The sequence below is a fragment of the Prevotella rectalis genome, from assembly GCF_900607215.1.
GTDB classification, from domain to species: domain Bacteria; phylum Bacteroidota; class Bacteroidia; order Bacteroidales; family Bacteroidaceae; genus Prevotella; species Prevotella brunnea.
The window spans coordinates 1,366,354-1,383,093 of sequence record NZ_LR027820.1; the positions used below are offsets into that span (position 1 = coordinate 1,366,354).

The 16,740-nt window shown below is 40.8% G+C and carries 8 protein-coding genes and 2 pseudogenes; 1 reads left to right on the forward strand and 9 read right to left on the reverse strand.

Annotated elements, in window-relative coordinates; genetic code table 11:
- Positions 1 to 155 (reverse strand): annotated as a pseudogene (locus E0E16_RS14975) (IS256 family transposase); the annotation flags it as partial.
- Between the two features lie 72 nt (positions 156 to 227).
- Between E0E16_RS14975 and E0E16_RS14630 the strand changes: the two are divergent.
- Positions 228 to 473, forward strand: a pseudogene (locus E0E16_RS14630) (conjugal transfer protein TraG); the annotation flags it as partial.
- Here the strand turns inward: E0E16_RS14630 and E0E16_RS07010 are convergent.
- The 8 genes from E0E16_RS07010 to E0E16_RS07045 form a co-directional block, all read right to left on the reverse strand.
- Positions 463 to 1,941 carry a RagB/SusD family nutrient uptake outer membrane protein gene (locus E0E16_RS07010; RefSeq protein WP_130829686.1) on the reverse strand — a complete coding sequence of 493 codons (1,479 nt, stop codon included), beginning with the start codon at positions 1,939 to 1,941 and terminating at the stop codon, positions 463 to 465. The pseudogene E0E16_RS14630 and the gene E0E16_RS07010 overlap by 11 nt on opposite strands.
- A 12-nt stretch (positions 1,942 to 1,953) precedes the next feature.
- Positions 1,954 to 3,627 (reverse strand): TonB-dependent receptor, encoded by a 1,674-nt coding sequence (locus tag E0E16_RS07015; RefSeq protein WP_255418126.1) that lies wholly within the window; start codon positions 3,625 to 3,627, stop codon positions 1,954 to 1,956.
- 21 nt (positions 3,628 to 3,648) lie between these two features.
- Positions 3,649 to 4,962, reverse strand: coding sequence for a PKD domain-containing protein (locus tag E0E16_RS07020; protein ID WP_021668934.1), 1,314 nt, complete (start codon positions 4,960 to 4,962; stop codon positions 3,649 to 3,651).
- A 51-nt stretch (positions 4,963 to 5,013) separates the two neighbouring features.
- Positions 5,014 to 6,051 carry a hypothetical protein gene (locus E0E16_RS07025; RefSeq protein WP_130829687.1) on the reverse strand — a complete coding sequence of 346 codons (1,038 nt, stop codon included), beginning with the start codon at positions 6,049 to 6,051 and terminating at the stop codon, positions 5,014 to 5,016.
- Between the two features lie 237 nt (positions 6,052 to 6,288).
- On the reverse strand, positions 6,289 to 6,690 hold the full coding sequence (locus E0E16_RS07030; RefSeq protein WP_255418127.1) for a hypothetical protein: 402 nt from the start codon (positions 6,688 to 6,690) through the stop codon (positions 6,289 to 6,291).
- Positions 6,691 to 6,754: 64 nt separating this feature from the next.
- A complete protein-coding gene (locus E0E16_RS07035; RefSeq protein WP_130829688.1) occupies positions 6,755 to 11,503 on the reverse strand; it encodes a fibronectin type III domain-containing protein in 4,749 nt (1,582 codons plus the stop codon).
- Positions 11,504 to 11,522: 19 nt separating this feature from the next.
- On the reverse strand, positions 11,523 to 14,684 hold the full coding sequence (locus E0E16_RS07040; RefSeq protein WP_130829689.1) for a SprB repeat-containing protein: 3,162 nt from the start codon (positions 14,682 to 14,684) through the stop codon (positions 11,523 to 11,525).
- On the reverse strand, positions 14,681 to 16,678 hold the full coding sequence (locus E0E16_RS07045; protein WP_255418128.1) for a fibronectin type III domain-containing protein: 1,998 nt from the start codon (positions 16,676 to 16,678) through the stop codon (positions 14,681 to 14,683). The genes E0E16_RS07040 and E0E16_RS07045 overlap by 4 nt, the downstream gene beginning before the upstream one ends.
- Positions 16,679 to 16,740: the final 62 nt, after the last annotated feature.

Consider the following 16,740-nt stretch of genomic DNA (forward strand, 5'->3'; position numbering starts at 1 on the left):
CCATTGCATTGCTCATGGGCATTTTCGCTGACGAACAACTCTCGTTCATGATACATCAGGGAGTTCATGATTAATGACTGAAGGGTAACAAAACCCTCGCTGCTGCTTGTGTAATTCGAAAGAATTTCCGAAATTTGCGAATGTGTAAGTTTCATTTTTTTCTTTTTTAAAGTTATCAAATACAAAGATAAGAAAAAAGAAGCTTACACACTTTTATAGGACAGTACCGTATTGACCAAAAGATTTTCCATGCGGAGATCGTGGTGGATAGTGTCAAAGTCTCTGCTGAGATGAAAGCCTACCAATCAATCCCTGTAATAGCAAACTTCATAAACGAAAATGGCTCCGACAACCTCAAAGAGACTATCGAAGCCAATTATAAATGTGTCAAACAAGATGTATTATCTCTTGTGGATTCAGAAATAGAACGGATAAAAAGCAACCCAGCCCTTGCTCACTTAATCAAGGAGTAGGTTTAGGCAGAAAGAAAGATTGTTTATTAAATAATTTATCTTGTGAAGTGCCAGCTTCTTGAAGTGGAACAAACTGCAGTGTGCTATCTTTATATACTGGATAGTGGTCTGTGCGCAAAATATCTGAAAGTTGTTTCATCTCATAGGGTAATTCTCTTAATCGCTCCAACCAAACTTCCTCGATAAACTTATTTACGGATAATACTGAAAGTTGTTTGCTTAATTCAATCTGAGAATCAGAGGTAGAGCGAGCCCGAACTTGGGCAAGATAATTTACATTCTCCGGAGTAACTCCTTCACTATAGGCTATGGCTTCTGCTGCCATAAGCAAAACTTCTGCATAACGATAGATGCCAATATATTGCTTGTTAGAAGCAGCTATATCACTCCCGGAAGTAAGCCAAAAATATGGAGCTGGAGCAAATATTTCAAAGATAGTCTTTCCCTCATCCTTAACCTTGAAGAAGGTATGGAAGTACTGTCGGTCTTTCCCTCTTATATCTCCCTCTGCATAGCAACTCATAAATGCCCGAATAGGCTTGAAGGCATTGAAAGCAACATGCTCTTTAACATTATCCCAGTTCCTAGCCATTTTGGGAAATGCAAAAGATGCCCGTGTCAATGAAGTTTCCCCATAAACGACATAAAGGTACTCATCATTGGTTGGAGTTGTTCGAAGCGTATTAATAGCCGACATTTCTTCGTTGGCACCATTAGCAGCGATATGGTGCTTCTCTGACAGGATGACGGGGCGAAGGATTGCGGCTGCCTGTACATATTTATTCTTCTGTAATGGTTTTCCACTCATATGTAGGTACACATCACCCAATAGGGCACGGGCGGTAAATGCCGTTACATGTGAATTGTTTTCCTGGAAATTCTTTTCCGGTAAGGTGGCAATGGCGTCAAGCAAGTCTTTTTCCACTTTCAAATATGCCTTTTCCATACTCAGCCACGAGGAGGCATGCCTTTCATCCGGGAAAGAACCGAATGTACGGATAAGATAAAACCGATTGAATGCACGGAAGAATTTGGCTTCACCAACAAGTTTTGCCTGTTCTGCCGGGGTGAACCCCTTTGTGTTTGGAATCTGTAAAATGACGGAATCAGCAGCCTCAATTCCATCAAAGCATGCCGTATATATTTTTGTCGCCAAATTCCTGACAGAGGGGTCTGTCATGTCTTGTTTTACCAATGCAGGGTAATAACCTTGCGTAGCTTCACTTTCAAACAGTCCGGACAAATAGCTTCCCCATGCCAAGGGAATACCATATTCTTGGTCTGCCGAAAGATAAAGCTGTGGAAGCCCCGTTGCATAAAGAGCATCTACGGCAGTGTTGGCTGCAATCGTGTCACTATATGCTTTTACTGGATTTTCAACAAAGTCGGTAGTCTCATTTTGGCAAGAGAATAAGCAAACTACGCCTATGATAAAAATGAGAATTTTTGTTTTTGTACAATATTGCATGTTCTGGTTGTTTTAGAATGAATAACTATAACTTACCTGGCTGGTTAGGGATGAAGAGTTACTCAAAGATGCTTCTGACAAGGAGCGGTGTTGGTAGGCTACACTGGCATTTAATCCATGTCGTTTAAGGAAATGATAACTGGCATGCCATCGAATATTATAGATGGTTGCCAATTTCTTATCCTCTTCCTGAGTCTGATTCATCGAAAAAGTCAGTCCTGTGGTTAAGGCTTTTTTTAGTAACCGTTTTGTACCGGTGAGTGTAGGACCTAATGTCAGAACATTCTTGCGTGATGCATAATTGTTGCTGACATTTACTCCTGCTGTTATAGTGAGATCCAATGGGATAAAATCAATACCATAATTGGCACCGAGATTCATAAAGTGTGTCAGATTACCGGGCATGATATATTGCCCTTGTTTGTCGGCAGCTTCCTGATAACTCGCTGTGGCAGAAAGGTTGTGTGTCTGTTTCTCATTATTCAGTAATCGCCAGTTCATATTTATATCCATACTGTTATTCAATTGGGTAAACCTCAGGGTGTCAAGATTTTCATACGGTGTACGCTCATTTATATAATCAAATGAGGACTTTATATTGCGATGTGCCTGATAGCTTGACAAAGAAACAGAGGCTGAAAACTTCTCACTGGGAGTAAAATTGATATTGGCAGAACCAACAAACCGTTTGTTTTTCTCCTGCTTTTGTCCCGAAAGATCATCTCGCTGCACACCTCCGCTAAGTGCAATACTCATCTTGTTGTCAAAAAGGCTACGGCTGTAATTGACTGTAAGGTTCTCATAGTCATTATTGAAATAGTAGGCGCCGAGTGTTTCATAATCCGGGCTGATTCGTTCATAGCCTATACCGATGGTATTCCCCAAGAAGCTATATGCTAAATCCGCTTTGATAGCATGATAATAGCTTTTCTCCTTTACTCTTAAATCTCGCTGCATGATGCTTAGACCATATTCTAAGGATAGTTTCAAATCCTTGATTATGCTAAGACTTCCTTCCAGTCCAATAGCGATGTTTCCTTTAGGATATATTCCCAAGGCATCAGCATCAAAAGAAATATTACTCCTTTTATCCTTTGCCGTAAAAACTGTTCCTCCTAACGCAAACTTATCGGCCTCATATCTGACCTTTGCACCATATCCCCATCGTTCATAGTTGGGACGGATAGATGGATTCAAAGAGTCAGTATCCACGCGTTTTAATAATCTACCGCCCATTGCGGCGATTTGCCATCTGCCTGGAGTCAGCTCAATACCGGCACCGGTGAACTGGTGACCGTTGAGCGTATAGGGGCTAAAGCTCATCGATACATCTCCTATATGTGCCCGAATCCATTTGTAGGAAGGATGAAGGCTCAGCCGATTAGGAAGAGATGGATAGGAGAATTTTGTTCCATAGTTATTCAGATTGAAAGAGATAGGGATATGAAACAACTCATACAGCGACATGTTTATAGAGCCTGACAGCTGATAGGTAAAAGACTGACGAGACTGCTTGGGCGTACTATTGAATTGAGTTGCGTTTGCTGAAATGCTACCACTGATTTTTAGCGGCTTCTTCTTGCGAAACTCTAATATCTCCTCCACATTTTGGGCTGATACGGCGCTGCTCCATGTCATAAACATGAAGAGACCCAAGACTATTCGTATAATATGAGGTCTGTTCATATGTCTTATATGCGTATATTGTTATTCCCCTGCTCTCTTTTCAAGTTTGACATCCGCAACAATATAAGATTGCGAGCCATCTTTGACGAACTCCTTGATTCTGATGATTCCCCTTCTACCATCAGCAGTACGTACCAGCACGAAATGTGGTGTACTGGTTTTGTTGAAGTTTGTTTGATTAGTTTCCGACCACTTTGTAAATTGATTCATGTCAGAAGATCTTTTGATGTTGTCAAAAATGGCATTTGTGATATTGATTCCCATTGAACTGGGATTATTAATAAAAGTAGCATCTTGAGCATTGTCTATCTTTGGGAATGAATTGGCTTTAGCCTGATTGGGTGCAAAGAAGTAGCAGTAGTTGAAAGAGGAGTTAAGGGCAAAGAAACCGAAGTCAACCCATGCTCCACACTGTTTCTCCACAATCTTACTTGATGTTACCACACCACCTTCCTTGGCTGAATAAAAACAACCTACACTATTCTTTGCCTCATTGATGCCAAATTTTAGATCATTCTGCTTAATAATGCCACTGTTTGGTTTGATAACAATGTTTTTCTCCACAACTTTTTTTTCTTTGCCATTGCCAGCAATCATCTGTAGTTTGTAAGTACCAGCGTCCTCGAAGCGAATGGTCGTCGTTTCACTTGTAGGAGACAGCACATTGGCTCCTGCACATACCCAATGATAAGACAACCCTCCTGTGGTGAGATTGGTTGTCTTCAACGTGAGTGGGGCTTCCCAGTCTTGATCAACAGGCAGAGGTGCATACGAAAAATCGGCTTGCATAGGAGGTTGTAGGGTTAGCGCCTTAGTACGTTCCTCGTATTTACTGCCATTGAATACTCTTAGGTGGATCTTATGCTCACCACCGTCCGCAAAGGTTATCGTGCCCGGATGCTGTCGGTTGGATGTAGAGGGAACACCTCCTTCAAATGCCCACTCGTATTGGCTTCCACCTTTACTCTTATTGGTAATAGATACCACGCCTGGGGCGATGTCATTGAGGGCGATTGAAAAATCAAAGTCTATAGTCATGGTGGAATCAACCCTTATGGTCTGCTGACTTGCTCTTTCCTCTACACTATTCCAAACTCGCAAGGTTATTTTGTGCTCACCTGCCTGCGTGAATACAACCTTTCCTGGGCTTTTGTCTGTAGAACTACTAGGTTGTCCTCCTTCAAATGTCCATTCATATTCGTCTGCCCCATAACTTTCGTTTTTCAATTGGATAGTTACAGGTGAGGTCTTATCTTCTGATGTCTCAATGGTGAATGCCGATTCGATAGGGACAGCAGTTTCTTTGAGGCAGGAAGAGACCAAGCACGTCAACATAAAGAGTAGTACAGCCCGATATGGCCTATGTATTGTATTCATAGCTTGTCATCAAATATCTTCTCGTTCAAAGATGTGTAAAGTATTTTTAAAGTCCTTTATGTATAATTTATTGCCTATCATATACAAAGGCTTGGAAGGCACTAAGTGGTTACGTGTTTGTTCGTATTCATCTATGCTGATGAGTTCATATTCCCAAACCAGCTTGCGAGCTTTATAATCGAAAATGCCGATCCGACGCATGTTGCTACCGAAGTCCTCCTCTTTCTCACCCAAAAAGGTAAAATAGTCTCCTTGAAGCATCGGACTGAATACTCTTCGGTATGTTCCTATACCCGTGGGATCAGTTTCAAGGAAATCATACCGTTCTATAACTGCTAACTTTTCCGTGTCGATTATCGTAATCACATTTGATGAAATTGCAAATATGTTGTTTGTTCTTTTGTCTAAATAGACACCAAAGCAATCAAATGAATATACTTTGTTTCCCGTTTCCAAGTCCAAAGCTACCAATCTATAAAAATCTGTATAAAACCAGATGTTCCCGTGAATAACTCCCAATATCTTGTCTATTTTGTCGGTTCCGTCAGGTTCATATTCCGTCCCTCCCAATAAAGAAAGAGGAAATTGCCAGAGAGTTTCGATTTGAGTATTTATTCGCTTGAACTCTCCGCTAAAATTATCATAGGCGATAATTATATCATCTTCCACATACAGCATGTACGGAATAAACTCAGGCAATATCAGTTGTCCATCAATTGGAGATGCGAAGTTATAACCCTGTCGAAAAGGATTAAATTCCTCATAGGTCTTACCTATATATTGAGTTTGCTCATTTAGCAGAATAACATTACGTTCTATACTGTTCAAAAGTGTGTGCCCCTCGTATAGTTCAAGACTCCCCAAATGACTATACCATACATACATATACTTACCTCTAAGAGAAAGCTCTAAAGGTGCATTATCTTTTTCTAAAAGCACCCCATCAATACACAAATAACCTTTCTGCCCTTTGGTATAGGCGTAGTCCCCGTTGTCGGGACAGAAGCTTTCGACATTTTCTATTTGTTTTGACTCAATATATCTCATATTTTAAACTATTTTGTTGTTAATATGATGTTTCTGAATAATCGGTATTCAGGGTTTTGGGATAATTCGTGATAGACTCAGCGAGTCTTCTGCCAGATTCTGTATCTGAATACCATATGAAATATGATGAGTTACTTTCTATATACTTCACCCATTTATTGTAGTCTAATGCATGTAATCTTGAACGATTAAGAGTACTAAACTTATTTATTGTAATATACAAATTTCTCATTGCTGTCATTTTTTGCTGTTGTATTCCAACTCCTCGATAATCTTTTCATCTATCTTTTTTTTCCCCCTGTATAGGAGCATAGCATCTAAATATTTTGCCATGTTTAAAAATAGTCTAATCTCCTCTATTTGAGGTCTTCGCTCAAAGGTGATAGTTACTCTTTGGCTTTCTTCGGAACATCCTACACTTATATCATAATAATTCTTTTTGCTATTAAATTTAGCAAAACACCGCACCTTATTCAACAAAGCAAGAGCATGCTTTTGAAATTCCTCTGGAACATCTTTAATGTTTTTTAAGATATTTTTTCCATCTTCTGTATCTTCATACCATACAAATAGTCCCTGATTTTTATCAATGTATTTTACCCATTTTTGATAATCTATAGAGCCTTTAGTATCTGTCACAAAACTAAAACTCTTTTTATCTATATTCAAATATGTCAATTTCCCTATAGTAAACATACTACCATTATTTTATATAATCTTCCAATATGTGAATTTCAAACTTTATTTTGGGATGAATGGCATCAAGTTTGTTATGCCATTCCTTTTGCAAATCAGCAGTTGCATTCTCTTTAGGCATATAGATGTGTACTTCTGCCTTTTCTGTAATTTTCATTATATGCCCATTACTTGTCATACCTTCAACATTTTCTAATCCATCTTTTAAAAATCTGATATTATCTTGTATTGGTTTAGAGTTTAGCCAAGCATTCACATCTGTTAAGATCGTTGTTTTCATAGACACTGCTTTTTTTGCAAATATCTGGTTGCCTATTTCTGTCCCTTTGTAGAAATCCACTCCTTTAAAGTTATTAGCAATGTCTGCAGTATGTACCCATCCTTCTGATTTCTTATAACGATATTCTCCCATAATATCCTCAAAGATAGTTCTTCCTTCCAGCATATCTGATACAGGATATTTAGTTTTCCAAATGTTTCCAATATCTTCTAATTTCTCGGGCAGTGATTTTGCAATAAAGTCTTCAAGCGTCTGTGAAATTCGCTTGACTTTTTTGATTGCATCTCCTAATTTATCTGCAATTTCAGGCAAATCTTTCACAATAGCAGTTCCCGACAATAGAGTAACAATTGCATTTCCTGTACCTCTTGTCGCCAAATGACTACGCTCACCATCATCCTTACTGTTTTGAGCCTTGTTCCATTCTTCTTTGGAATTTCCCGTTCCTACTGTGAGGATAACTTCTCCCAAGATAGGGAAAAATTCTTTTGGATTCTCTCCAATTTGGTCTTTGATGCCTTGGAATTGTTCCTTCAGTCCATTTCTTGTTTCTTGGTCAGTCGCAATATCATATGCCAGCGTACCAAGACTGGTCAAGTCCGTTACCTTCTGAGCAACTACCTCAATGCTTCCTGTTACCAATCCTGGAGCGTGAATGGAAGCATCTGAGCTCGAGAGGTAAGTAGATGATTGTATCTCACCAGTTTTAAGTAATGTAGTTGTCAAGTCTATTCCTTCGGAAATAACCTTGCCATAGCTTCCCTGTATCTTGATACGTGCACCATCAGCAAAAGTGCCAGTCTCTGCATTGTAAGGGGTATTTAAGTTTGCTACATTATTGTCTTTGAATAAAGTATTGGTCTTATTCCTGATATTTTCAGAAATTACAACACCATCTATTTTAACATCATGGTTATATTTTCTGGAAAGGATATTTTGAGCATTTTTGATATATTTTGAACTGATACCAAATGCTTGTATCTTTACACCACTTGAATCTGTGGTAAAGCGTAGTTTATACTCTTGTCTGTCGTCATCCCATATCCCTTTGTTTATCTGTTCGTCACTAAGCGGCTTTTCTACTGCCTCTATCTGGTTTTGTGCATTTCTACGATAAACCTTACCATTCTGTGTGAATTCTACATTATTGTCAAACGAGTGTCCAACTTTTTCAAATTGTTCTTTTATTGAAAGCTCTGTATGTATTGAAGGGAGTTTAATGCCCGCCTCCTTTTCTTTCTTGGATTTAGTAATACAATCCTTTGAGGCTTGATACACATAGTCAGCAGTCCATTCCTGCTTATCATTCTTTATACGCCTTTTGATTTCTCCAAAATCCTTTGAAGTATAATTCTTTACATCTATGAATTTATACCAAATATAACAATCAGGATTTTTTGAATTAGCCCAAATAGCAACTTTTCCAGTAACAGGTTTATCTGGGACAATAAAAACATGACCTTTTCCATCATCATAGTCCTTACCATTCCATTGGTATCGATTTCTTTGTTTATCTAGAAATGCTATAATGAAGTAAGAATTTTTATTATCAAATATCTCTTCATAACCTTTAGGCGTATTTAGTATAACCCGTCCATCAGGTGTAAATCCAAGAAATTCTCCTTCTTTTAAATTAATTTCTCCATCTTTAGCCTTATCCATAGCTGTGAATATGGCAGGATTTGCCATAACATTCCATTGGAAGGCGGCGAGTTCTGTTTTCTCCTTATAATCAAGAGGATTGCTATGATAATCAAGGAGATTATTAGTCTCTCCTTGTGTATCTTTCCCATACTCGCTATCAAAAGTATGCTGCAAGGTGAATATTCCATGTCCTACTTCGTGAGCAATGGTACGAACCAATGAAGTTGTATTATAGCTGTTAGCTGTGAAGATATAGCCAAATCTGCTCTTACGAGGCATTTCACCCAACAAGTCCTTATTCTGTCCTTCAAGTCCCTTGGCTCCATTAAGAACAAATAAGTAGGCGCCGTCAAGTGTCCCTGCTTCCTGCTGGTAAGTCTTCTGCAGATTGAGCATCTCTGGAGTCTCTTTGACTTCCTTGTCATAGCCCCAAAAAGACTTACTAACGACACCCAACAGACTGTCTTTCTCTGTTTTTCTTTCCCAACTGTAATTGCCACGCATGCGCTCATCCACATTCACGGTAAACTGCACGCCAACAGGATTATAGATGGCATTGAGTTCCTGCTCAATGTCAGCTTTATCCAATTTTACCTCGTTGATTGGAACAAGGGTTACCTTGTGCTGCTGATTGGCATAGCTTACCACGCGGAGTTTGCCAATGACCACTCCCTCGTAAACTGCAAAAACATCGTAACCGGAACCGGCCGATACAGAACGGAGACTAATCGTCCATGTCTGCTCCGCTTCGTTGAGTTGTGCAGGTAATGCAGCAGAATTCGGATCGGAAACAAAATGAACTTTCTTCAGGTCTATTTTCTTCTGACCGTCATACCTTGCCGTAACAACATCATTCTCTCCTGTCGGGACAAGTTTCCAAGGCGCAATATACCCCTTTGCAAACGGCTTGTAGAAACGATCCACCTTTACACTCTTCTTATACCATTTCTCCCGACCGGCATCAAAGGCATATTTCCCGTCTCCGCGTTCAAAGTGTATATAGCCATACTTGCTTGATAGGGATTCCGTATTGAAATCTCCGATACGAGTTACAGGCTCACAGGTGAGTTTTATATTTTTATCTTGATTTCCATTTTCGGCATCATCATTTGTCCCTCCGGCATCCTGTTCTGCCGGGCTGATCTGATAGGTATTTCCTTTATTGTCCGTAACCAACATGGGGAAAATACTCTCATACGAGGCGTTTTCCGGCACATCTATTTTGATGGTCTGTGGGTTACCGTCGGCATCGATCGTTTCTAACGCTCCACTCTCAGGATTATATGTAAACTGTGGTATGTCGGGAAGGGTAAAGTCCATTTTATGCTCACGCATACGGATCGTAGCCGGTTTGATGTCCTTGCCGCCGTCATCCACATAGTCAAGATTGGCTATCTTTGCTTTTTTCTCATCGTAGGACGCTTCCACCGTTCCGTCTATCTGGAAGTTATCCACATTGATGCGGAGTCGGTCGAAACGAAGTGCAACGGGAGCATCGATAATGGTTTTCAGTCGAGTCTTACCACGTCCAGAATACCAACCGTCTCCTAATGAGACAGCCTCTGTTATGGTCATCGGATAGTCGCCACCAATGGTAACAATGTCTCCGGCTTTAATCCGCAAGTTAGGCTCCTGCGAAAGGTCTTCTCTCACAGGTTCCTTGCCACAGTCAGCCAGCAGCTCGTCATTCCGGCTACTGAGCGTAAACTCATGTACGTCCGAAAAGACAGGACGATCATCCGTGCAGAGCGTACCTACACGCCATTCGTATGTCCATCCCGGTTTCAATTGGGCAAGTGTAAGGTATTCGCCGGCAACACGTGTACTGCTCCATTCGTAAACATTTAGCTTCGTCTTAGGACGACATTCCACGACATACCCCGTTGTGCCAATGACCTTGTTCCATGAAAGTTCCACTTTGGCAAAGCGGGGAAGAGCTTTCAACCCAGTCGGTGCTTGACAATTGTCATTAAGATAGAACCAGTTGATTTCACTGAAGCCGCCATTCTCAAACATGCCGACTTCATCAACCCCGTCACGGGCAATTGCCTGTACTTGCCAAGCGTAGCATCGATTTGGAAAAAGGATAGGTTCAAGATGGGTATAGTTCAACGTTGTATTACGGGTACGGATACGATATATCTCATTGCCATAGGCAAACGCAGACTGAGGAGCTGCGCCATTGTCCGGCAGTTCCTTCAATACAAACTCATACTCTGTTCCGGCAAGTCCCTGATGGCGGGGCATCCATTGGAAACGGATATAGAGAGGCTCTGTGATACCTATTTGGGCATCTTTCTCCGGGAAATTAAGCAAAGGAGGTTTCTTTACATCAAGATAAGAGCGGCCTGTATGCCAGTCAGACAAAACGCGACCGGTATAATAATCCACAACCTGAACAGAAATCTCTGTATATCCCACAGGAAGTTGTCCGTTCCTCAGATTCCCGCTGGTTTGGAGGTTTTGAGGTTGTAGATAAGGGGCGAGATCTATATTGGTCAGGCGGGTCGGGACATTTGCACTGAGCTCCAGCATCGGGTAGTTGATTTCCTCACGGCTAGTGGCAAGAAAACCTGTACTCTTAATCTTGATGCGCAGTCTGGCAAAGAGCAGGGGTTGCTGTAGGTCGCGGTTGAGCAGATTGACTATCAGCCTGTCACGGCTTCCGCTATAGTAATCAGACAAGTATGGACTTTGGGGTGATGGCCATTGGACAGTAGCATGAACAGGATAGTATTGGGCATAGAGTCGCCCACCTCCCACCACGGTAAGGAGGATGGCTACTAACAGTGTTTTGAATAGTTTACAAAAGTTCGTCGATTTTGTGCTCATACTTCCTGTTTATGTAGAGTTATTTCTTTTTCTTTGTAATCTTGAGTGTCGATTTCTCATTACCTACGGAAAGCTCCACTCCAAATATTCCGTCAATATCACCACGCAATTCATATTCAAATGTATGCTTAGAGACATTTTGTACAGCTTTTCTATCCATTTCTGTACCAGTCGGAGAGAGAAGGCGTAGGGTAAAGTCATGCGGTTCTTTCAGTTCAACATATACCTTAAAATCACCAGTTGTCGGATTTGGAGTAACTAAGAACTGTCTGATAAATCCGTCCTTGCCGTCGGGCAGTATAACACTTCCTTCAGCAAGTACCTCAAGTCGTTGGGTTACAACGGTAGAACAGTCTCCTAAATAGCCAACGAGGGTTATTTCGTAAACACCAGCTTCGGGGATTGTAAAGGTTACCCTTTCATCAGATTTGCTTGTTACAATTGAATTTTTAGGCAACGTCCACTCCAGTTTATCCGCACGGATTCGACTGATGTTGACTGCATGAATAGGAGTTCCTACAGTAACAGACGTAGGAGCTGTCATATCCAAAGGAAGTGCTGTACTACTTGTTTTGATTTCAATTTCAGCCATAGCGGTACATCCATTTTCATTGGTGATGACAACACGGTACTTACCCGCTTTTGATACAATTAGTTCCTTGCTCGTCTCCTCTAATTGTTGTCCATTGTGAAACCATTGATAAGTTACATTTTCCACATTAGGCAGAGCCGTTATCTTGCGAGACTGCTCATGGCAGAGTGTAAAGCCCGCACCAAGTTTCACAATTAGAGCCTCTGGCTGTTCAAGTACAACTCTATAGTGTAGGGAACAACCGGCTTTGTCTGTGATGACAGCAACATATTCACCTGCTTTCAGATTTTCTCGATTAGCTGTTGTGACATTATTATCATCTTCCCAACGTATGGTATAGGGTGCTGTTCCTCCTGACAGTTCCAGGGATATGGCACCATTATTTGCATCATGGCAAGTAGGATTGGTGATCGTTGGCTTGAAGGATATCGCATCAGGTGCTGTAACTTCTACATTGCCGGTAATAAAACAACCACGACTGTCAACAACTCTGACAAAGAAACTTCCCGCTTCCTCAATGACCAGATTAGCCTCTGTCGCTCCTTCCTTATTCCACTCATAAGTATAAGGAGGCGTGCCACCTGTTACAGTTGTAGAAATAAGCCCACTTCCACTGTTACACGATGGAGGTCGTGTGGTAAATGATAGGGCAAGCAAGTCGGGCTGTTTGAGTTCAAAAACAGCCGATTCTGCGGAAATACCATTCGCATCAGTAATTTTGACTTGATATTGGCCTGCCACAAGGTTGTGCGCTATACTATCCACCTGCAAGGGAAGTTCTTCTTTGGCACCATCTGATACTTTGTACCAAGTGTAGGTATATGGGAGGCGGGCAGAAACGATAGGTTTGCCACCTTTCCCATGAGCCGTCAGTTCACCGTCACTATCGCCATGACAGCTGACGAAATGAGTTTCTTCAACCTCTACAGTCAACAAGGGAGGAGCTGAAAGGGTTATCGCTAATTGTGCATGACAACCACAAGGTTCTTGCTTGTCTCCGTTTTCAAGTGAGGAGTATCGCATATCTTCTGCAATAGCCGTATATTCCCCACGGGAAATGTTTCGAAGTGTATAGATGTATTGGGTACCGTCAGGCCGTGATTCCGTTGGTGTAAATGATTGTCCATCACTTGTTCGGATAAAGTGAACGGTATATCCCGATGCAGATGGCGAACCTCCAGAAACTGCAATCTGTATGGAACCATCTGATGATTGATAGGCCAATGGACTTGTTTTTGCTATTTCCTTTATACTGACTGCCTCGTCAGGCTCTGTCAATGTTATTTGGTGGACAAGTTCTTCGCCTGAAGTTGATTTCGCAACACAACCATTACTGTCCTGTAGGCGAAGTGTATAGTTACCTGCCGATAATTGTTTAAACGTAGTACTTCTGGTATTGAAGGATTCTTTTTGTACAACAGAGCCTCCAGCATCCATCAATTCTGCAGTAAAATTTCCTGTTCCTCCTGATGCTGTCAGTGTTATCTCCCCATCATGGCCGGAGAAACAACTAACATTCTTTTGGGTGAATGAATGGGTGATGGCTGGACGTTCTGCAACAACTGCTGTAAATTTGTGTCCGGTATCACCTGTATAGGTATTATACCCATTATAACTTCCTTTAAAAGAAATATTATACGAACCGGGAGAATATCCTTCAAGCAAAAAGCTGTTATCACTGTCCAAAGTAATATTGCCGGCACTCCCGATAGCTTGCCCATTGATGAAGCAACTTAAAGATTCCCCTGAGAGTAAGGAGCGACTCAATGTTACTCTGATGGCAGCATCAGCAGATAGATGGCACTTCTCAAGGAATATCTCGTGGGATAAAATTTTTGGCGAAGACAATGCTGCTTGCAAACTTACAGTTTTACTGGACTTGACAGGATTGAATATACGAAATAGTATAGGTTTTCCTTGTGCTGCAAGTTGCTGGAAAGCTTCTTCTCCCATCAAGTCAGTTCCACACACACTTAAAGAACCTTCTGGGGATGCATCGATAACCGAAGATGGAACATCAAGCCAAGTAATAGCACCATCTATAGAGTACTGCCATTTATAGGTAGAACGTGGAAAGCCCGCTGTATTTGTAATCAGGGTCTTATCTCTGCTCGGGAGTAAGGTCGGTTGTTCGTTTGTAAAAAGTAATTGAGGGTATACAAGAAACTTATGTGTGGTTACATTAGAATGGTAAGTACTAAGGCTTCCCCACCATAAATCCGTCAAAGAAAATTCAGTTTGCCCATTATTTGAACTGAAAAAATCAGAAGTATTACTTCCATCACTATGCCAAGCTGCAAATTTAACTTGCCTTGATGTTTTCACCCACATTTTATTTATAGGTCCTTCATTTGCTGGAATTAGGTAATCTCCTTGTATACTAAAGTGGCTTCTACGCTCTCGGCTCATGGAGAATGCTGGTATTTCTCTTTTTGTGGGATTATTAGTCGTTGTATAGAAAAGTGTATTATAAAATCTTCGGCTCCCACTATTCAAAAAGAACTCCACATCATATTCAAAAACATAGTTTTGAGCATGAAGTCCGAGGCTGCATAGTAAACATAAAACAATATATATCAGTTTTTTCATAAATGTATTTTCTTAATGATGTTCGCAGTTTTTCGCCCTTTTGATTTTACAATTAATATATATTCATTTTCTCGGTTCTGAAAAATGTCTTTATCTGTCAATGCACCAGAAGAAGGAAGCCCTTCTCGATATAGAAACTTGGTATTCGTTTCATCTATCTTATATAAAGTGACAGAGAGAATATCTTTATAAGGAATATTCCATTTAATAGCGATGCCTCCTGGCAAAACTTCTACATCAAATTTGATAGCTTCATTTTCATTCTCTCCTTTTAGCGATTTTATCTTTATAGGGGAAGATAAGGGAGAGTTTTGTTGGTTAAGGGTATAAGCCATTACTTGATATTGATAAGTTTTCCCTAATTCAATGTCATTATCTTCATATTCGGTTGCCTTTGGATTAGCAATACGCTGAACCCTTTGCTCTGTTTCACCATCCACATCTGTACGTACAACGATAAAGCCAGCAAGTTGTGGTTCTCTTCCGCTAACCCATTTTATAATATTTTTGCCTATCTCCGAGGTTCCCTTAGTGATGATAGGTACTGTGGGAGGAATTGTCAGAAGTTTGTAAACCTCTATCGTTTCACCTTGCTCTGACTGATTATATCTCTCATCAAGGGCTGTTAAAGCATAATACACTTTATCATTCAGATTATTGATATTCACACTATCCGTATAGTATGTTTCACGGATAGCCACATCTGTAATGGGTATCAACTCTTCTCCTTTTGTCTGCCCGCGATAAAGACGATAACCATAAATGTCAGCATCATGGTTGGCTTCCCAAGAGAGAAATACTGCGCCAAGACTATCTATATGAGCTTTCAGACCTTGTGGAATTGCAGGTGGAACACTGTCAACAGGTTGGATAAGTACAGGAAGCGAATGGGTAGATGCTCCGTGCTTAGCTTTAGCTTCTACCTTATAATATATGTTTTTCCCAATTTTTTCTATATGGTAATTTCTTTCGTTTGCTCCGATATTATTGGCTAGGGTACTATAGGTCTTATCATCCGTAGAGTGGAGTATGTGAAATCCACTGATAAGGTCTTGATGTGCACTATCAAATTGCCAAGCAATGTCTGCTCCACCAACCTTATCAAACTTTGAATCAGTAATCATAGGAGCTTCTTTCAATGCAGGATAAGCAATTCCAGAGACAACAGCACTATATTCTCCTTTGCTACCAAAGGGCGTAACGCCAACCACACGATAATATATGGTCTTACCTAACGGTATGCTATCCAAATAAGTAATAGGAGCATGAGGATTTTTGTCTGTATCCGCCATGCGGGTAACCGGTAAATCCGAAATCTGCTTAAAGTTCCTACCATCCTCACTCCGTTCAATGAAATAGGAGGAATAAAGGTATGACAACGTATTATAATCCCATGATAAAAGCGCACCAGACTCGCTGAATTGGGCAGATAGGTCTATGGGCTTTACCAGTTTGACAGTCTCATCTGCAATAGCAAATACTGCCCCTTGCTCGATATTTCTTTTTTCCTTTGGAACAAGAGATATTGCACGATAAAGATAACGCTCGCTTTTCTTAACATCCTTATCTTCCCATCCCCATCCAACTTCCTTAGCTACGGGGAAACACAGATCTGCTGCATAAAGTGAGAATAAATAACGCTGCTGACGCATTTCATCAAGAGAGATGGCTTTAGATATAGAATTATCACCAAGACTGACTTCAAAATCCTCTCCAAAGATTGCTTGCGCAATGACAGCTCCCATAGGATATTCAGCAGCAAGTTTTTTTAGCGTTTCCGTTTCTTCCGGCTTGAGATTTTCGTTGAGTATCTTGATTTCCGGATTTTCCAGAACTACACCAGAACGGGCTACCGTTAGACGCTCCAAACGTACCCCATACTTATTAAGCAGTTCCCAACTTTCTGCATCGGTTGAAATCCAGCGTAGCAAGATGCGGTCAGATTGTACTTCTGCACGCATCCTAATAACTGGCACTTGATTCAATTGTGCCATGCTTATAAGAGGGTATATGCAAAGGAAAACCAAAAGGCTTATTATTTTTATATGGCGCATAC